The sequence below is a fragment of the Pseudomonas sp. genome, from assembly GCF_051660785.1.
Classification (GTDB): Bacteria; Pseudomonadota; Gammaproteobacteria; order Pseudomonadales; family Pseudomonadaceae; genus Aquipseudomonas.
Genome location: NZ_JBOFQE010000087.1, coordinates 40,786 through 59,141 on the forward strand (window position 1 = coordinate 40,786; position 18,356 = coordinate 59,141).

The following is an 18,356-nucleotide window of genomic DNA, read 5'->3' on the forward strand; positions in this document are numbered from 1 at the left end:
TCTAGCCGGCCTCAATAAACCTGAGGCACAATGATTTCCGGTGGCGTCGGATTGCGCGAATAGTCTTCCTGGCGCTCGCGTTCCGGTAACTGGATCACCGCCTGTTCCACCTCTTCATAAGGCATCTGCTTGAGCAGGTGATTGATGCAGTTGAGCCGGGCTTTCTTCTTGTCGTCGGCCTGCACCACCCACCACGGTGCTTCGGCGATGTGGGTGCGTTCGAGCATGATTTCCTTGGCCTTGGTGTAGGCCTCCCAGCGTCGACGGGACTCGAGGTCCATGGGGCTGAGTTTCCATTGTTTGAGCGGGTCATGAATCCGACTGAGAAAGCGCAGGTGCTGTTCCTGGTCGGAGATGGAGAACCAGTATTTGATCAACTGAATACCGGAGCGGGCGAGCATCCGTTCGAACTCCGGCACGGTGCGGAAGAACTCTTCATATTGGTCGGCGTTGCAAAACCCCATGACCTGCTCGACACCGGCGCGGTTGTACCAGCTTCGGTCGAACAGGACGATTTCACCCGCGGCCGGCAGGTGCGAGACGTAGCGCTGGAAATACCATTGCGTGCGTTCGCGGTCATTGGGCGCGGGCAGGGCGGCTACCCGGCAGACCCGGGGATTGAGTCGTTGGGTGATGCGTTTGATCACTCCACCTTTACCCGCCGCATCACGTCCTTCAAACAGAATCACCACTTTGTGCCCGGTCTTGACCACCCAGCTCTGCAGCTTCACCAGCTCGCCTTGCAGGCGGAACAGTTCGCTGAAGTAGCGGCGTCTTTCTTCCTTTTCGTTGTTGTCGCTCAGGTGTTCGTCAAACAGCGCGTTCAGGTCGTGTCCGTCCTCGAGCAGTTCCAGTTCCAGTTCTTCATCGCTGTGATCGAGCAGCTCGCGATGGATGCGTTGCACCAGGGTGTCATTGGTTAGAAGCATGGCTGGAACTCCTGACGAAGGTGGAAGTGGCCATGCTAGGCCGGGGGATATGACGGAGAGGTGACGATGACGGGGCGGGGCCAATAAAGTGCGGTGTCATCCTGGTGTCACGTAAGGCGTGGCAGGATCATCACAAACCGTCTTGAACACCCGTGAATTTGCCAGGATGCCCCACCATGAAAGGAGACGCCTCCCTGTTTGCGGCCATTGACCTGGGCTCCAATGCGTTTCGCCTGATGATTGGCCAGTCGGTCAGACGCAACCAGCAGATCGTGATCCAGGAAGTCAAAACCCTGCGCGAGCCGGTCCGTTTGTCGGAAGGTTTTCAGGGCGGCGCACTGGATGAGCTGGCGCTGGATCGGGGATGGCAGGCACTCGCGCGATTCGGCAAAAAACTGCGCGGCTTCGAGGCCGGGCGGGTGCGCGCCGTGGCCACCAGCGCGGTGCGCGAGGCCGACAATGCCCAACTGTTTCTGACCAGTGCCGAGCGCCACCTGGGTTTTCGGATTGACGTGATCTCCGGGCATGAAGAAGCCCGGCTGGTGTATGCCGGCGTTGCCCATACAATACCGAGTGCCGCGAGTATGCGACTCGTCGTGGACATTGGCGGCGGGTCAACCGAGTTGATTCTGGGGCAGGGCACTCAGCCGCTGTTGACCGAAAGCATCGCCATTGGCAGCGGCACTTTTGGTACACGTTACTTTCAGGGCGGGTGCATTACGACTCAGGCTCTTCTGGAAGCCGAGCGTGTCGCCACGGTGCAGTTTGAAAAGATTGCACGACGTTATCGGGCATTGGGTTGGCAGCAGGCCATCGGCTCTTCAGGCACCGCGCGGATGCTCGCCAAAGTCCTCAAGGCCAACGGCTTGAATGACGATGGCCACAGCGGAATCACTTACGGCGGCCTGCTGCGCCTGTCGTTGCGCCTGCTTGAAGCGGGGCATGTCAATCAACTCAGGTTGGCGGGTTTGCAAACTCATCGCCTGAGTACCTTGCCGGGCGGTCTGGTGGTCATGCTGGCCGCGTTCAAGGTATTTGGTATCGCGCAGATGACACCTTCTGAAGCCGGGTTGAGACTTGGGGTGTTGCATGGGTTGATGGCCAGGCACTGACTGGGTGCTGCACGCCTGGCGTTACCTAGGCGCAAACCGTCAGTCAGCGAGACTCAAGCGGCGGGAAAACGGCAACTATCCTGGAGCGGGCGAAACCATCCTGACAGAGGTGGCAACCCCATGAAGAAGGAAGCCTTCGCGCAAAGGAAGGAGAAGGGGAAGATGCCTCTTCGCTGATAGACGCGAGAATCAAGGAGCTGAGTGATTGGCGGGGCGAGACCCTCGCCAGGGGCCGAGGGGGCAATTGCAGCTGGCGAGCCTTTCGGAACGCCCGGTGGTACATTGCTGCCCTCATTAAGAGCAACCAGAAAGGAATCTGAGATGGCAAAGCCTGCCGCCCGCATCAATGATCCTACCGCGTGCCCCTTGCCTGGGCATAATACAAATCCGATCGTTTCCGGCTCCCCCGATGTTTTTTTTGATGGACTGGCTGCAGCCAGAAAATCGGACACGAGCGCGTGCGGAAGCGCGTTGGTTGGTGATGTCTCCGCTACTGTTTTCATTAACGGGTTAAATGCCGCGACTGTGGGGAGCACTGGAACTCATGGGAACTCCGTCACAGCGGGATCCGGAACCATCATCATTGGAAGCTCTCACACCCCAGCCCCATTCATTGCGCCACTCCCGTTGTCCTTTCAAAAAGTATTCGGGCAATCATTCAGCGTTAGCGATAGCGAAACTGGGCAGCCTTTGGCTTTACGGGAGTTTGTCGCCACCGTTGATGGTGTGCAAACCCCGGGAGTGACCGATGCGAACGGGGTCGCACATGTCAAGGCGCCGTCCCCCGATTCTATAATCTCCCTGCATATTAAATTCAGCGCGCCCGCGCGTACTCTCCATGAAATGTCGGAGGGCGTTTGAATGGGCGCCAAATTTGCTACCGAGGCGACCGCTAAGGAGATCAAGCCTGGCGAGTTCATGTGCCCGGTGCCGATCACCATTAATGACCGTGCTGCCACTCGCGAGGCAATCATCAAAAAGGTCCAATCGCTTGGGCACACTTTCACTGAGCGCTCAGAATGGGGGGCTTTGAAAGGAAAACCGGATATGGTGAAAGACTGGGACTACACAATGATCGCCTTGCACCATGCTGGCCGGTCATATGAATGCACGCCTGGTGGAGTCAAACAGATGCAGGGCGTTCAAGCACACCACATGGGTAACAAATACGACGACATCGGCTATCACTATGGCATCGCCTGTGACGGTACCGTTTTAGAAGGGCGTGATATCCGGTTACAGGCATCCAGTGTCAAGCTATTTAACACAGGCGTTATTGGCATCGTCCTTCTGGAAAATCTAACGACCGCAGAAGAGGGCGGAGACATCGTTGCCAAAGGGCGTGAAACCCTTGAGTACTTGGGCTATAGCACAACGAATGTCATACCTGCGACGCAAATAGACGCTCTGCTGCACCTAGTGGAAGCCCTGAAAAGTGTATTTGTCATTGAGCGGTTTGGCGGGCATCGAGAGTTTCCAGGTCAAGACAGAGACGGCAAGATTTGTCCGGGGAATATTGGCATGGAGCTGGTAAGGAATATCCGCACTAAAACGCAGCTTCTGCCACCGCCTCGGCCGGCCGTAGAATGAAGTACTTTCTATTAGCAGGCGTGCTTGCATTGCTGGTGGTGCTAAACATTGGCTACTACAACGAAGTTTCAGATGGTGAGGTCAACACCATCTTCTTTGTGAAAAAGACGCCTACGTTGAGAATGAAATTCTTCAACATTCACGCCAACGACGGTGACTACCGGAAGGTAGAGAAGCTGAGCGATGAGTTACGCCAGGACATCATTGACTACTGCAAATACAGATTGGGCATTGAAACGGAAGTGAAGACACAGGCTGACGTCGAGATGTGCGCAAAAATGTAGGTTTGTCTTTGCAGGTAGGGTCGTTGCTCATACTGCGGCAATTGATCAGAGGCCCCGACGAAGTCGGGGCAAACATCTGGAGTGATTAGCCGCTATTTTGCGACTTTCAGACTCGCTCTATCAGGTCGTGGCGTAACCGCTTTGACCACATCATCAATTACCGCTTTCCCCATTGCCGTCAAATAGTGCGCAGCCCACGAAAAACGGTCCGTTTCTCTGTCATAGGCGGCGTCTTTTGTTAGCGCCTTGGCCAAGAACAGTAGATCTGAAGCCATTGCCAGTGCTGCATCGACAGGAACGCCGGCGCTGACGTGGAACAGTGGGCGGTCGACGCAATAGATGCAGGGGGTGAAGCCAATGGTTTTTGCTTCTGTTGGTTCGGTCATTGATCACCTCCATAGACGCAAAGGTGAATAGGTGACGAACAGCACCGCGCAGAAGGCAGGTGGGTGAGAAGACGTATTTCGGACGGATTTATTTTGTTCATTATCAGTTCCCTTGATTGGAGGAACTGCCACTTAGCTGTCTCAAAAGCGTGGGTGGCAGCCGTGCGTGGTGTGAGACCCGGCAATCAAGGTAACCGGTAGGCCCGAAAGCCTTCCACGCACAGCCGCCATAAAACCTGATCGCTGACGAAAAAAAACGCCGCAATTGGTTCTGTGGCGCTTTGCGCCTTGATTGTCTCCGGGGTCTCACGCCCGGTCGCTGAATGTGCAGCGACGTCTGGAGAGTATCCCGACAAAGAGAGGACCAACAAGGCGGCAGCAAGGCAAAAAGAGCACAAAGCGTACCCCCTTACGCAGCTCTCGGATTTTGCCTACAACTCCGACATGTAGCCACTCAATATTCTGAAAAGAGCACCGCCAGCGACGAAGACGGCCCGCTGCTCGGCGAGGTCGCAGCGCTGGCAAACGGCAGACGAAAAAAAACCGCCTTTGCGGGGCGGTTCTTTTGTAAGCCTCAGTTTGCGGCTGGGACTTGGTGCTTCTCATGGGAGACACTAGCGTGGGGGCATAATATTGAGCTTTGCTTATCCCTGCAACGTTATTTTACTTCGGTTGATTTACGTCATCTGAAGGCACCAGTAGTGACTTATGGTGTTCAATGCGATAGCAAGAACCTGACAGAAATAACGTTTTACAAAAACACGTCGTCCCTTTGCCTTGAAACGCTAAAGACCAGCCGCTGCGCTTGAGTTTCTAGGTTAATATGCCGGCGCTCACAGGCTGGTGCGGCTGTGAGGTTTGGCCGGTGACATAACAGTTTCACGCCCTCTGACACGGTTTTGCACCCGTGCCGGGATGATGGTTCGGAGGGAACTCAACCGGCCGCCTCATGGGAGATACTAGCGTGTCGTCCCTAAGGCTCGCGTGATCCGGTAAGTGCGCTGGAGGTTTGGCCCCTACCTGGAGGCCAAAACGTATGAAGCTATTGCTGCGTACGCTGAGCCTCGTATGGAGATTGTTGAAAGCGTTTCGCTTTTACGAATTCCTGCGAGACCACTTTGACGACCTGAAGTAACGGTCGTTGATGTGGGGAAAAGCCCGTTTCAGTTTCGGCTGGGACGGGTTTTTTTTGTCGCTAATAAGCTGTCATAAGTAGGATATTTCTCGTTTTGTTTTCAGGCGCGTGTAGGGTGCTTCGTCGCTATCCGTAAGAGCTATCCGAAGATCTTCCCGGCCACACCCTTCTCAAACCACATTCTGTGAACCCCCACCCCACGTTTCGCACCTTGAAGCCCCAGCCCGTCGGCCTAGGATGGGCCTCAGTGGTTGCACCGGATATTCGGCCTGCGTTACGCCATCGGCGCTCCCCATAACAATAAAAAACCCACCTTGCCTGGACAGGAGAAAAACTGATGAAACCCCTGATTGGACTTATGCTGGGCGATGTCACCGGCATTGGCCCTGAGTTGGTCGTCAAGCTGTTGTCGACGCCTGAGGCACGTGAGCGGGCGGATGTGGTGATCATTGGGGACGAGCGTGTGCTCGAGCTCGGCATGCGTGACGCGGGTCAGCGCATTCCGTACCAGAAGATTGTGCACCTGCGCGAAGCCGACCATTCCCAGGCCGCCGTTCCCTTGATCGATTTACACAACGTGGACCCTGCGCTGTATGAGCGTGGCCTGGTCAATGCGGAGTCGGGCCGTCTAACGGGCGAAACCCTGAAGATCATGACCGACATGGCCCTGGCCGGCGAACTCGATGGCATCTGCTTCGCGCCGCTCAACAAGGCCGGCCTGCATCGCGGTGGCTGGAAGTACCATGACGAACACCAGATGTTTGCCGCCTGGACCGAGCACGTCGGTTACTTCGGCGAAGTGAACATCATCCCGCAGTTCTCGACTTTCCGCGTGACCTCCCATGTGGCGCTGCGCAAAGCCGTCGACATGGTGCAACCGGACCGCATCGAAGGTGCGCTGCAACTGGCCCACGACACGTTGCGTGCATTGGGCAATAACGCGCCGCGGATCGGCGTCGCGGCACTCAATCCCCATGGCGGCGAGAACGGTCTGTTCGGCGACGAAGAGATCACGATCATCCGCCCGACGCTCGAAGCCTTGCGCCTCAAAGGCCTGGCCTGCGAAGGGCCGTTCCCGTCGGACACGGTGTTCATCAAAGCGCGCAACGGCGATTTCGACGCGGTGGTGATCATGTATCACGACCAGGGCCAGATCGCGACCAAGTTGCTGGGCTTCTCTTCAGGCGTGACGCTGACCGGTGGTTTGAAGACTGTGTACGCGACCCCGGCGCACGGCGTGGCTTACGACATCGTCGGCAAAGGCATTGCAGATGTCGGTGCCATGGCTGCCGCGTTCCGTGTCGCTGCTGATAACGCGGCCGCGCGCAAATCCAAACGCTAAGTGATCGAGAAAAGAATCGAGGCTGACACCATGTTCGAGAATTTCACCAAGACCATCACCAAAACCAGCGGTGCCGAGATTGTTACCGTCGTCGGTGGCGAAGGCCCGCCGTTGCTGTTGATGCATGGCAACCCATTCAATCACCTGTCCTGGCACAAAATTGCGCCGCGCCTGGCCAGAGATTTCACTGTGGTGTGCACCGACTTGCGCGGATACGGCGACAGCTCCAAACCGGAAGGCGGTGGCGATCATTCGGATTATTCCTTCCGCGCCATGGCCCAGGATCAGGTTGAAGTCATGCAATCGCTGGGTTTCGAGCAGTTCTATGCCGCTGGTCATGACCGTGGTGCACGGGTGCTGCATCGCATGTGCCTGGACCACGGCGACAAAGTGCTCAAGGCGGGTTTCGTCGACATGTTGCCGCAGCATTATTTGCTGAACAACGTGACACGCCAGTGGGGCAAATTCTCCTGGCACTGGTTCTTCATGACCCAGGACGCGCCGACACCTGAGCGCATGATGAACGCCGATCCGGAGTTCTTCATCCGCCGCAAACTGTCGAAGACTGATCAAGGCACCAGTTTCTTCGGACCCGAAGCACTGGCCGATTACATCCGCTGCATCAAGAACCCGGCCACCACCCATGCGATGTGCGAAGACTATCGCGCGACCTTCGGCATCGACCTGGACATGGACACCGCCGACTTCGATGCGGGCCGCCGGATCGACAACCCGGCGCTGATTCTCTGGGGCGAAAAGGGCGGCGTTGGCCGCAACCATAACGCTGCAGAAATCTGGAGCCGCTACGCCACCAACATCGTGCAGACCGCCACTGTGCCCTCGGGCCACTACCTGCAGGAAGAATGTCCGGACGAGACCTACGAGGTGTTGCACGGCTTCTTCAAGTAACGCAATGACAGGCGGTCCGGGATGACCGCCTGCCCACTACAACTATAAAAAAAGGTGGAGAAAATGATTCCGACTACGCTTGCGCAAAAACGCAGGGCAACGCTGACGTTCGTGTTGCTTTGCATCATGGCTTTCATCATGTACGTGGACCGCACCAACCTGGCCGTCGCGGCACCGACGATCAGCAAGGAGCTGGGTTTCAGCAACACCAACCTGGGCATGATGTTTTCCGCCTTCGCCATCGCCTACAGCTGCTTCATGATTCCCGGCGGCTGGTTCAGTGACCGTATCGGCTCACGCAAGGCGATGCTGCTCTACGGCATTATCTGGTCGGCGGCGACCATTGCCACGGGGCTGGTCAGTGGTCTGGTGGTGCTGGTGATTGCACGCTTCGTGGTCGGTATCGGCGAAGCGCCGATCTACCCGACAGCGGCGCGCATGATCGCCCGCGCCATCCCCATCACCCAGCGCGGCACGGCCCAGGGCATGATGCATGCGTCAGGACGCCTGGCCAACGCACTGGCGCCGTTGATCGTGACGTTCATGATCATCCAGTTCTCGTGGCGCCTGACGTTCGTCATCCTCGGCGTGGTGACGCTGATCTACATGTTCATCATGTACTTCAGCCTGAGCGAATCGAAGAAACTGGTCGAATCCACCGCCGCCGTGCCACTGCCACCCGTGGCGGCCAAACCGGTCAACTGGCCGCAGATGCTGCGCAAAGTCTGGCCGGCCGCTGCCACCTGTTTTTGCCATGGTTGGGTGCTGTGGTTTTTCCTCAACTGGATTCCGTCGTTCTTCACCCAGCGCTACGGCATGGACCTGACCCACACCGCGCTGTTTTCAACCTTTGTGCTGCTGGGCGGAACCGTCGGCACCGCGGTGGGCGGCATGCTCTCTGACTGGCGTTTCAAGGTCACCGGCAACCGTCTGCGCTCACGTCGCGACCTGATCATTTTCGGCTTCCTGGCCTCGATCATTGGCTTGATTCCGCTGATGTTCACCCACGACCTGATGATCTGCGCCTGCGGCCTGAGCTTCTCGTTCTTCTGCTCGGAACTGGCCGACTCGCCGCTTTGGGTCATAGGCACCGAGGTGTCCCACGAACACTCCGCGACCTCCAGTGCCTGCACGTTTACGGGTATGGCCCTGGCCGGCGCGGTGTCGCCGGTGGTGATCGGTTGGTTGCTGGACATCACGGGGAACAACTGGGCGGTGGCGTTCGGCGCTTCCATCGTCGTGGTTTTGATGGGGCCGGTGCTGGCAATGTTTATCAAACTGGACGATGAACCTGCGCCCGAGCCTGTTTCATCTGCGCATTCACAAGCCGCTGTAACTCAGTCGTAAAGCGAGAGGCGGACACACGCTGGCGTCCGCCTGTCACGCCGCTAAACAGCGCTATGAATGACTTCGATAATTCGCTTCGCGATGTGGTCCGCATGGGTTTCCAGCGCGAAGTGCCCGGTGTCCAGCAACTCGACAACGGCATTGGGGTTATCGCGTTTGAAGGCTTCGGCGCCGGGCGGTATGAAGAACGGGTCATTTTTACCCCAGATCGCCAGCGTCGGCAGTTTCGTTTCCCGGAAAAAATCCTGGAACGCTGGATAGCACTTGAGGTTGTTGGCGTAGTCCAGAAACAGGTCGAGCTGAATGTCCTTGTTCCCCGGCCGCTCCATCAACAAGGCGTCGAGCGTGTACGACTCGGGTGCGATTTTTTCCGGCGTGCTGACACCGTGTTCGTATTGCCAACGCGTCCCCTCCAGATGAAGAACCGCATCGGCGATGGCCTGGCGATTCTCGGCCGAAGGTTCCGCCCAATAGGTCCTGATGGGCGCCCAGGCATCACCCAGTCCTTCCAGATACGCATTGCCATTTTGCGAGATCAGCGCGGTCATCCGTTCAGGATGCTTCACCGCCAACCGCAGACCCGTCGGCGCGCCGTAATCGAACACATACATGGCGTACCGCTTCAGTCCCAGCACGTCTACGAAGTGGCCGAGCGATTCTGCCAGCGCATCGAAGGTGTAAACGTATTCACGCTCGGCCGGTACTTCGGTGAAGCCGAAGCCGGGCAGGTCAGGCGCGATGATATGGAAGTGTTCCGCGAGCAATGGAATGAGTTGCCGGAACTGATGCGAAGAGCTCGGAAAGCCATGGAGCAAGAGAAGGGTCGGATGCGCGGGGTTGCCGGCCTCTCGGTAGAAGACGCGGATGCCGTCGGCGTCGGCAAACGTGTAGTTGATCGGGGTCGTGACAGGCGTGGAAAAAGTCATGATGAGTGCCCTCGTAACTGGTCAGATGAGTTTTAACCGGTTTGCAGGATTCACTTTTGCAGTCTTTTAATAACCTGTCAAATCAATTTAAACAGGTTATTTATTTGTAGGGGGCAAACACTTCAGACGTCCAGGTTTTTCTTTTGTCTCTCGCGGTGTGCGGCGGCTTTCGCTCGGTTTCCGCAGACTGCCATGCTGCACCAGCGACGTTTTCTGCCCCGGGTGTGGTCGACGAACATCAGGGTGCAACCGGGTCCCTCACAGCATTTCACATCGGAAAAATCTTCCTTGCACACGAACTCCGCCAGCACTTCGCCGAGCGGCAGAAGCAGGGAGTCCGGGCCGCGCCAGCGGCGCTGAAGCTGCCAGGACAGCTTCGGTGTATCGCCTTCCTGCACAGTGATCGCCGTGAACTTTTCGTCCCGTTCGAGCAGGCGATTCAACGACTCGAGCTCCTTGAGAGCCGACGCCTCCAGCGGTTTGCCTTTGTATTTCAAGACAAAACTGCGAAACCACTCCCTCAAGGACCTGGCCTGCGCAGCAACCGTCTCCAGTTCTCCCGGCATCGCTTGCGCTTGAAGACGTTTGAGTATCGATTCCTCTACCCAGCCTGATTGTTGCAGCCATTCCAGCCAGCCAGCACCGTCGTCGATCCAGTCAACGGGTTGATCGACTGGAGTCGCTATCGAATTCAGGAAATCGAGGGCTGCGGCATCGGCGACAAAGATGGCCGGGCCGCGGGGAGTCGTGCTCATGGGAATGTCCTGAAGACGTTGATGGATGAATGGTCAGCGTAACCACTCAAAACTCATTTGACAAGTTACGAGGATGGACATAACCTCTTAAATGTCTTCGGTGTGGTTACGGCCTGCCGGCGGCGATAACGCTAATAATCCACTTGCTAAGGGTGAGGTCGGGTTCGTTCAGGATCTCCCTCCCCGGGACAGACATCATGAAAGCGATCGTTCTTGAAAAATTCGGTGGACTCGACAGCCTCGTCTACAAGGATCTTCCTGAACCCGAGGCGATGCCCGGGCATGTGGTGATTGAGATCAAGGCCTTCGGAATCAATCACGCGGAGATGCACATGCGTCGTGGCGAGTGGGCAGAAGCCGCTCCGGTCTCAGGCATCGAGTGTGTAGGGCTGGTCAAGTCATGCCCGGGTGGCGAATTTCCGGTAGGGGCCAAAGTCGCTGCACTCATGGGTGGGCTGGGCCGCACCATCAATGGCAGTTATGCGCAGTACACCCGTGCGCCGGTGTCGAATGTGGCGTTGATCGAGGCTGATCTGCCTTGGGCAGAACTCGCCGCAATACCTGAAACGTACGCAACGGCCTGGACCTGCCTTTTCCGCAATCTGCAAATTGAAGAGGGGCAGAGGGTGCTGATCAGAGGCGCCACGTCTTCGTTTGGCCAGGCTGCGGTGAAGCTGGCGGTGAATGCCGGCGCACAGGTTGTCGCAACGTCCAGGAGCCCTGAGCGGTTTGAACAGCTGAAGGCTTTGGGCGCTGTGAGTGTCGAACGGGAAGGGCCGCAGCTGTCGAGCCGAATCACCGGAGCGGGGCAGTTCGATGCGGTGCTGGATCTGGTGGGCAACAGCACAATACTGGATTCGCTTTCGATGGTTCGCCGCGGTGGCAAGGTGTGCCTGGCGGGGTGGTTGGGCGGCCTGGAACCGATCGCCGAGTTTAATCCATTGCTGCAAATGGCAAGTGGGGTCTACCTCACCTTTTTTGGCAGCTTTGTTTTCGGAACCCCGGGTTTCCCTTTGGCGGACGTTCCATTGCAGTCCATTGCTGAAGATGTAGTGGCGGGGCGATTGGATGTCAGGCCGTCACGGGTCTTCAAGTTCGAGGAGATTCGTGAGGCACATCGGGTCATGGAAGCGAATGAGGCGGGTGGGAAGATGGTGGTTGTGCACGATTGACTGAAGGGTGGCTAAGGCTTGTCGAAAGCCGCCGCTGAGCCGCGGTGGCTGACGATACCAATTGGCCACCTCATCCGTTAGAGTGTGCGCCGCCCGAGAAACGGATCCCGGGCAACATCTCATGGAGTTTTTCAGTGAAGTACCTCAGTAAAGCAGTTGCCGTCGCCCTGTTCGGTCTGGTTCTGGCGGGTTGCACCGGCACGCCGATGAACACCCAGCATTATGAAAGCAGCCAATACACCGTCCTGGGTCACAGCGAAGCAAGCGCCACTGGTCTGCTGCTGTTCGGCGTGATTCCAATCCAGCAGAACAACCGTTTTGTTCGCGCGCAGAATGCAGCGATCAAAGCCAAGGGCGGCGACGCGATGATCAACACCCAGGTGCAGGAAAACTGGTTCTGGGCCTGGGTCCTGACCGGTTACACCACCAAGATCTCCGGTGATGTGGTCAAGCTGAAAAACGTTCAGTAAGCGCTATACCCGGTCTTGTCGACGGGCACGTCATTGTGGCGAGGGAGTTGCTTGGTCAGTGGCGTTCCGTCATACGAGCCTGCTGCACTACCCGATTCCTTCCCGACCATTTCGCTTGATAGAGCTGCTGATCGGCGCGTTTGATCAGCGCGGTCGTATTGCTGTCCGATGACTCGGCGAGCCCGATGCCGATACTCACGGTGACGTGTCCGACCGTGGTAAACGAGGCCTCTGCAATCGCAGCGCGGATCTTCTCGGCAACGACCCCGGGACTCTCTGGCTCTTCGACTTCCGGTAACAGCACCGCAAATTCCTCACCCCCGTAACGGGCCACAAAGTCAGTGGCGCGGGTGTTGTCCTGAATCAGCCGGGCGAGTTGGTGCAGCACTTCGTCACCAACCGCGTGGCCATGGGTGTCATTGATTTGCTTGAAATGGTCGGCGTCGATGAACAGCAAAGCAAACGGCCGTCCGGTGCGTTGAAACAGCAGGTTGCACTCGTCCAGCTTCTCGTCGAATCGCCGCCGGTTGTACACGCCGGTCAGCGCGTCGTGGGTGGCCAGTTTCAACAGATCGGCATTGGCCCGGGTGAGGGCGGCGGTGCGTTGTGCGACGGTGGCTTCCAGCGACGCATTGGCCTCCTGCAACTCGCGCTCCTTGCCGAGCAAGGACTGCGTCATGCCCTGGAGGGATTGGCCCAACTGGGCAATTTCTCGCACCGAATGATCGCGGGGGAAGGTCACGCCGGGTTGTTGGTTCTGCACTTGTTTGGCCGACTTTGCCAACTGCTCGATCGGGCGGCTGAGGTAGAGCGCCAGGTAGTAAGCCACCAGACCAAACACGATCGCGGCAATCACGCCCAATACCAGCAACTTGTAAAACAGGATGCGTGCGGGCTGAAGCGCGATGTCCAGGGGTTGCCGCACTGCGATGTACCACGCAAGGTCGGTGCTCGATGGCGTCGGCACCGCGACAACGCTGGTCAGGTAACCGTTGCCCACGGACCAGCCAGAGGTATCGGAATGGTTTTCCCGGGCCACCGGCATGTTCGGCACGAGTTGCCCCATGAGCGGTTCCGGGTAGAGGACTTTACCGTCGTGGTCGACGATCAGCGCTTCCACTTCAGGCGTCATGTCCTTTCGCAGCACTGCCGCGTCAACGATGCGCGTCACCCAGCTCCAATGGGCATGAGCGCCCAGCACGCCGACAACCTGGCCTTCGGCATTGCGGATCGGTGCGGCGAAATCGATGAAGCGCAAAGGCTCGCCACTGGCGGTGCCCGGCAACAGTTTGGCCAGTAAGACTGCCTCGTGTGGATCACCGGTGTAGGCACCGCGCAACCCGGCCTGAAACCAGGGGCGTTGTTTTACCGATTGATTCACCAGCAAGCCATTCACCGCTTGGCGCACACGGCCATCTGCATCCGCTACGCCCATCCAGGCGTACTCGGCGCGGGACTGCGAACGCAGCTCGATTGAACTCAAGATATCCGGATCGTCCAGATCGCCATGTTTGAAAAGCGGGGCTCGACTGAGCAGGGACACTTCAAGCTGGCGTTCATGCAGCTGCGCACCCAACAGCTCGGCCGCAGACCTTGCCGTGCTCAACAACGCATTGCCGCTCGCCTGCTTCATCTGCTCGGTGGCGATATGGCCTACGTAGAAGCCCACGCTCACTAACGTGAGCAACGACAATCCGGCAAACCAGAGAGTCAGGTGGCTTCGCAGACTGGCTTTGATCATGAGGGCCTGGCTGAAGTTTTTTGGAGTCGCGGCATGGTATGCGCAATGGAGGGGGCGCTGCCAGTGGCGGCGCTTTCATGGCCTGGGTGGAACGACCTTTTTTCGGAGCACTTTCATACGCCCCATCCTTCCCTCACAGCCCGTCGGATCCCCTCGAGCAACATCGCAAATGCCGGGTTGTCGTTGTTCTCGCGCCAGATCAAATGCAATTCGCTCTGCACCCCTTCGCCCAGGTCGATGTCGCGAAACGCCACGTTCTTGAATACCACGCTGGTGGCGCAGCGGGGCACCAGGGCCAGGCCCATTCCAGCGTTGACCAGGGCCAGGATGGTCAGCGACGAACCGAGCCATTGCACGTATTCCGGGGCCACGCGGGCAGAGCGCAGCATACCGGTCAGCAGTTCGTTGAACGGCGGGTAGGCGGCATGGGAGTACATTAGGAACGGTTGCGCATCGAGGTCTTTGACCGACACGGTTTGCGTGCTCGCGAGCCGGTGGTGACTGGGCACGGCCAGCACAAAAGGTTCACGCACCAGGCACTCGGTGGCGTAGCCCGGCTCCAGCAATGGCGCGCGGACGATACCCAAATCGATACGACGGGCACGCAGGGCTTCATGCTGTTGGTAGGTGTTCATCTCCGACAGATCGATTTTCACGTGCGGCTGTTTGAGTCGCGCTTCGGCGATGACCTTGGGCAGAAACTCGTACACCGCGCTGCCGACGAAGCTGATGTTGACCGAGCCGATGTCGCCTTCGGCGAAACGCCGTGCGGTCACCGCCGCTTGCTGGGCGCGCTCCAGCAGGTTTTGCGCTTCGATAAAGAACGCGCGGCCGGCGGCGGTCAGGGCGACGCTGCGGGTGGTGCGGGTAAACAACTCGACGCCCAAGTGGTGCTCCAACAGTTGAATCTGTCGACTAAGCGGCGGTTGGGTCATGTTCAGTCGTTCAGCGGCGCGACGAAAGTTGAGTTCGGTCGCCACCGTGGTGAAGCAACGCAGTTGAGTCAGTTCGAACATTGATCTAATCCAGGTATCAATCGAATGCCAAGTTAGATTAGACGGGATCAATACCGGCGTCCATGATCGGCCTGTCCCTAAAAAAACAATGATCGGGAGTCACCCCTTGAATACCCTCCAGAGTCCGCCGGACCCGAATGTGATCGCCCGCGCCGCGGCCAAGGTGAAGCGTCACGTGTTGCCGCTGTTCGTGGTGATGTTCATCGTCAACTACATCGACCGGGTCAACATCGGCTTTGTGCGCAGCCACTTGGAAACCGATCTCGGCATTGGCGCTGCCGCCTATGGCCTGGGTGCCGGGTTGTTCTTCATCGGTTACGCAATCTTCGAAGTGCCGTCCAATATGTTGCTGCAACGCTACGGCGCTCGCGCCTGGCTGACGCGCATCATGTTCACCTGGGGCGCGGCGGCGATGGCGATGGCGTTCGTGCGTGGCGAAACCAGTTTCTACGTCCTGCGTTTTATTCTCGGGGCGGCCGAAGCAGGCTTCTTTCCCGGCATCATTTACTACTTCACTCAATGGCTACCGTCGACCGAACGGGGCAAGGCCATGGCGATTTTCCTCAGCGGTTCGGCGATTGCTTCGGTGATTTCCGGACCGGTGTCCGGCGCGCTATTGAACGTCAGCGGTTTCAGTCTGCATGGCTGGCAGTGGATGTTCCTGATTGAAGGCTTTGCCTCGATCGTGCTCTGCGGATTTGTCTGGTTCTGGTTGCAGTCCCATCCACGTGAAGCGAAGTGGTTGAGCGCAGAAGAGAAAGATGCACTGGTAGGCGCCATCGCGCTGGAGCAGCAGGCCCGCGAAGCCACGCAGACGGTCAAGCCATCGATGTTCAAATTGCTCGCCGACAAGCAAATCGCGCTGTTCTGCTTCATCTATTTTTCCATCGCCCTGACCATCTACGGCGCCACGTTCTGGCTGCCGAGCATGATCAAGAAAATGGGCAACCTTGGCGACTTCCAGGTCGGCCTGTTCAACTCGATTCCCTGGATCATTTCGATCATCGCGATGTACGGCTTCGCCGCCATGGCCAGCAAGTGGAAACACCAGCAGGCCTGGGTTGCGCTGACGCTGGTGATCGCCGCGTTCGGCATGTTCATGTCTACCACCGGCGGGCCGGTCTTCGCCTTCGTCGCTATCTGCTTTGCCGCGATTGGTTTCAAAGCGGCCTCGGCATTGTTCTGGCCGATTCCGCAAGGTTACCTCGATGCCCGCATCGCAGCCGCGGTGATCGCCTTGATCAACTCCATCGGCAACCTCGGCGGTTTCGTGGCGCCGACGGCGTTCGGTTTCCTGGAGCAGAAAACCGGCTCCATCGAAGGCGGCCTCTACGGGTTGGCGGCTACTTCGCTGGTGGCGGCGGTGGTGATCTTTTTCGCTCGCACGGCACCTCGTGGCGATGCACGCAGTGTGCTGACCGCCACCCCTCAACAATCTCCAAGTCACCCCGCATTGAAACCTGAGCCAAAGGGAGCAGCCTCTTGAAAATCACCCGAGTCACCGTCACCCCAATCGCCTTCCGTGATCCGCCGTTGCTCAATGCCAGCGGGATTCACGAGCCTTTCGCACTGCGCTCGATCATCGAGATCGAAAGCGACAACGGCTACATTGGCCTCGGTGAAAGCTACGGCGATACCCCTGCGCTGCTGATCCAGCAGCAGTTGCAACAGCAACTGATCGGCCTCGACCCGTTCAACCTCAATCAGCTGCGCCGCATCGTCCAAGCCACTGTGGCGGCGAACAAACCGGCGAGCATTGCCGGTGCGGAACTGGCGCCCGGTTCCCATGCCAGCAAAGCGGTGAGCAACGCGTATTCGGCGTTCGAGGTGGCGTTCCTTGATCTGCAGGCGCACTCGTTGAATGTGCCGCTGGTGGACTTGCTCGGCGGGGCGATCCGCGATGAAATTCCGTTCAGTGCCTACCTGTTTTTCAAGTACGCGCAGCATGTCGATTCACCCTACAAGCCGGACAATTGGGGCGAAGCCCTGAACGAAGAGCAGATCGTCGCCCAGGCGCGGCGCATGATCGAGGCCAATGGTTTCAAAAGCATCAAGCTCAAGGCCGGCACACTGCCGCCGGAGCACGAAGTGTCGTGCATCAAGGCGCTGAAAAAGGCTTTCCCCGGTTACCCGTTGCGCATCGATCCGAACGGCAACTGGTCACTGGAAACCTCGATCCGCATGGCCGAATTGCTCGGCGATGACCTGCAATATTATGAAGACCCGACGCCAGGCCTCGACGGCATGGCCGAGCTGCACAAACGCACCGGCCTGCCGCTGGCGACCAACATGGTGGTTACCGATTTCGACGAGTTCCGTCGCAGCGTGGCGTTGAACAGCGTGCAGATTGTCCTGGCCGATCACCATTACTGGGGTGGTCTGCGCGATACCCAGGCTCTGGCGAAAATGTGCGACACCTTCGGTCTCGGTGTGTCGATGCATTCCAACTCGCACTTGGGCATCAGCCTGATGGCGATGGCGCATGTGGCTGCCGCCGTGCCCAATCTGGATTACGCCTGCGACACGCATTACCCGTGGCAGGAACCGGATGAAGAGGTGATCAAGGGCGGCAAGATTCCGATTGTCGACGGCTGCGTGAAGATCACCCGTGCACCGGGTTTGGGTCTGGAACTGGATCACGATCAGCTCGGCAAACTGCATGATCAATACCTGACCTGCGGAATTCGCCAGCGCGATGACGTGAAACAGATGCAGCGTTACAAGCCGGACTGGAAAGCGGTCAAACCACGTTTTTGAATTCCGTCAGCAACCGCTCGATCTGCGCCAGTTCCCAGGTGCTGAGCAAACTGACCGGGTCGGTGCGTTGCCAGCGGTCGAGTTCACCCTCGCGGCCGTCCGGGCTCTGGCAACGGTGGCAATGCAGAAGGTGACTGCCGTCGAAACCGAGGCTCAGGCGCCAGCCTTCGATATCGACGTGCATGTGGCCGGGCTCGGGTTGTTCGGCCAGGTATTTCAGTGGCCGAACTTCCAGCGCGGCGTCGCGCAATTGCTGGTAAACCTCTCGGGCGGTCAGGGGTGGCACAGAGGTCTCCGGTGAAGTCGTGGCAGGCATTCGGGTGCACAGGATAGAGTCTGCGCTTGTTGCTGGACAACATCACCTTCGCAGTGGGCTACGAAGATGCTCATTTATTCCGTAGACTTTCCCGCCAGCGGCTTACAGGAACAAACTCCAATCGGGTGCGAGTCGATTCACAAGCGATAAGCCGCAGATGATTGGGAGC

At 58.1% G+C, this 18,356-nt stretch carries 18 protein-coding genes and 1 pseudogene; 12 read left to right on the forward strand and 7 right to left on the reverse strand.

The window, feature by feature from the left end:
- Positions 1-11: 11 nt before the first annotated feature.
- Positions 12-929 carry a polyphosphate kinase 2 gene (gene ppk2, locus ACRC4F_RS23240; protein WP_438661459.1) on the reverse strand — a complete coding sequence of 306 codons (918 nt, stop codon included), beginning with the start codon at positions 927-929 and terminating at the stop codon, positions 12-14.
- Between the two features lie 176 nt (positions 930-1,105).
- On the opposite strand from ppk2, the gene ACRC4F_RS23245 reads away from it, so the two are divergent.
- The 5 genes and pseudogenes from ACRC4F_RS23245 (at position 1,106) to ACRC4F_RS23265 (ending at position 3,915) form a co-directional block, all read left to right on the forward strand.
- Positions 1,106-2,041 carry a Ppx/GppA phosphatase family protein gene (locus ACRC4F_RS23245; RefSeq protein ID WP_438661460.1) on the forward strand — a complete coding sequence of 312 codons (936 nt, stop codon included), beginning with the start codon at positions 1,106-1,108 and terminating at the stop codon, positions 2,039-2,041.
- A 152-nt stretch (positions 2,042-2,193) separates the two neighbouring features.
- Positions 2,194-2,277: pseudogene (locus ACRC4F_RS23250) on the forward strand (DUF1801 domain-containing protein); the annotation flags it as partial.
- Positions 2,278-2,362: 85 nt separating this feature from the next.
- Complete coding sequence (locus ACRC4F_RS23255; RefSeq protein WP_438661461.1) at positions 2,363-2,902, forward strand: PAAR domain-containing protein; 540 nt, start codon at positions 2,363-2,365, stop codon at positions 2,900-2,902.
- On the forward strand, positions 2,903-3,631 hold the full coding sequence (locus tag ACRC4F_RS23260; protein ID WP_438661462.1) for a peptidoglycan recognition protein family protein: 729 nt from the start codon (positions 2,903-2,905) through the stop codon (positions 3,629-3,631).
- Positions 3,628-3,915, forward strand: coding sequence for a hypothetical protein (locus tag ACRC4F_RS23265; protein WP_438661463.1), 288 nt, complete (start codon positions 3,628-3,630; stop codon positions 3,913-3,915). Before ACRC4F_RS23260 ends, ACRC4F_RS23265 begins: the two co-directional genes overlap by 4 nt.
- A 92-nt stretch (positions 3,916-4,007) precedes the next feature.
- Here the strand turns inward: ACRC4F_RS23265 and ACRC4F_RS23270 are convergent, their stop codons facing one another.
- Positions 4,008-4,301: a DUF3077 domain-containing protein gene (locus tag ACRC4F_RS23270; RefSeq protein WP_438661464.1), complete on the reverse strand. Its 294-nt coding sequence runs from the start codon at positions 4,299-4,301 to the stop codon at positions 4,008-4,010.
- Positions 4,302-5,773: 1,472 nt separating this feature from the next.
- On the opposite strand from ACRC4F_RS23270, the gene ACRC4F_RS23275 reads away from it, so the two are divergent.
- The 3 genes from ACRC4F_RS23275 to ACRC4F_RS23285 all read left to right on the forward strand — a co-directional run bounded on the left by ACRC4F_RS23275 (position 5,774) and on the right by ACRC4F_RS23285 (position 9,034).
- The gene (locus ACRC4F_RS23275) at positions 5,774-6,778 is read left to right on the forward strand and encodes a PdxA family dehydrogenase (RefSeq protein WP_010459116.1); all 1,005 of its coding nucleotides are present in this window, start codon (positions 5,774-5,776) and stop codon (positions 6,776-6,778) included.
- 30 nt (positions 6,779-6,808) lie between these two features.
- A complete protein-coding gene (locus tag ACRC4F_RS23280) occupies positions 6,809-7,687 on the forward strand; it encodes an alpha/beta fold hydrolase (RefSeq protein ID WP_438661465.1) in 879 nt (292 codons plus the stop codon).
- Between the two features lie 63 nt (positions 7,688-7,750).
- Positions 7,751-9,034, forward strand: a complete 1,284-nt coding sequence (locus ACRC4F_RS23285) for an MFS transporter (protein WP_438661466.1) — start codon at positions 7,751-7,753, stop codon at positions 9,032-9,034.
- Positions 9,035-9,075: 41 nt separating this feature from the next.
- Here the strand turns inward: ACRC4F_RS23285 and ACRC4F_RS23290 are convergent, their stop codons facing one another.
- Both ACRC4F_RS23290 and ACRC4F_RS23295 read right to left on the reverse strand, forming a co-directional pair.
- Positions 9,076-9,960, reverse strand: a complete 885-nt coding sequence (locus tag ACRC4F_RS23290; protein ID WP_438661467.1) for an alpha/beta fold hydrolase — start codon at positions 9,958-9,960, stop codon at positions 9,076-9,078.
- 122 nt (positions 9,961-10,082) lie between these two features.
- Complete coding sequence (locus ACRC4F_RS23295) at positions 10,083-10,715, reverse strand: CGNR zinc finger domain-containing protein (RefSeq protein ID WP_438661468.1); 633 nt, start codon at positions 10,713-10,715, stop codon at positions 10,083-10,085.
- 197 nt (positions 10,716-10,912) lie between these two features.
- On the opposite strand from ACRC4F_RS23295, the gene ACRC4F_RS23300 reads away from it, so the two are divergent.
- Both ACRC4F_RS23300 and ACRC4F_RS23305 read left to right on the forward strand, forming a co-directional pair.
- Positions 10,913-11,887 (forward strand): zinc-binding alcohol dehydrogenase family protein, encoded by a 975-nt coding sequence (locus ACRC4F_RS23300; RefSeq protein ID WP_438661469.1) that lies wholly within the window; start codon positions 10,913-10,915, stop codon positions 11,885-11,887.
- Between the two features lie 134 nt (positions 11,888-12,021).
- A complete protein-coding gene (locus ACRC4F_RS23305; protein ID WP_438661470.1) occupies positions 12,022-12,357 on the forward strand; it encodes a hypothetical protein in 336 nt (111 codons plus the stop codon).
- 55 nt (positions 12,358-12,412) lie between these two features.
- Here ACRC4F_RS23305 and ACRC4F_RS23310 read toward each other — a convergent pair whose 3' ends face one another.
- Both ACRC4F_RS23310 and ACRC4F_RS23315 read right to left on the reverse strand, forming a co-directional pair.
- Complete coding sequence (locus ACRC4F_RS23310) at positions 12,413-14,098, reverse strand: sensor domain-containing diguanylate cyclase (RefSeq protein WP_438661471.1); 1,686 nt, start codon at positions 14,096-14,098, stop codon at positions 12,413-12,415.
- A 113-nt stretch (positions 14,099-14,211) separates the two neighbouring features.
- Positions 14,212-15,114 (reverse strand): LysR substrate-binding domain-containing protein, encoded by a 903-nt coding sequence (locus ACRC4F_RS23315; protein WP_438661472.1) that lies wholly within the window; start codon positions 15,112-15,114, stop codon positions 14,212-14,214.
- Between the two features lie 106 nt (positions 15,115-15,220).
- Here ACRC4F_RS23315 and ACRC4F_RS23320 point away from each other — a divergent pair, with 106 nt between their 5' ends.
- Both ACRC4F_RS23320 and ACRC4F_RS23325 read left to right on the forward strand, forming a co-directional pair.
- Positions 15,221-16,600, forward strand: a complete 1,380-nt coding sequence (locus ACRC4F_RS23320) for an MFS transporter (protein WP_438661473.1) — start codon at positions 15,221-15,223, stop codon at positions 16,598-16,600.
- Positions 16,597-17,871, forward strand: a complete 1,275-nt coding sequence (locus ACRC4F_RS23325; protein WP_438661474.1) for a glucarate dehydratase family protein — start codon at positions 16,597-16,599, stop codon at positions 17,869-17,871. The genes ACRC4F_RS23320 and ACRC4F_RS23325 overlap by 4 nt, the downstream gene beginning before the upstream one ends.
- Here ACRC4F_RS23325 and ACRC4F_RS23330 read toward each other — a convergent pair.
- Entirely contained in the window at positions 17,855-18,157 is a 303-nt protein-coding gene (locus ACRC4F_RS23330) for a DUF7693 family protein (RefSeq protein WP_438661475.1), read from the reverse strand. The genes ACRC4F_RS23325 and ACRC4F_RS23330 overlap by 17 nt on opposite strands.
- Positions 18,158-18,356: the final 199 nt, after the last annotated feature.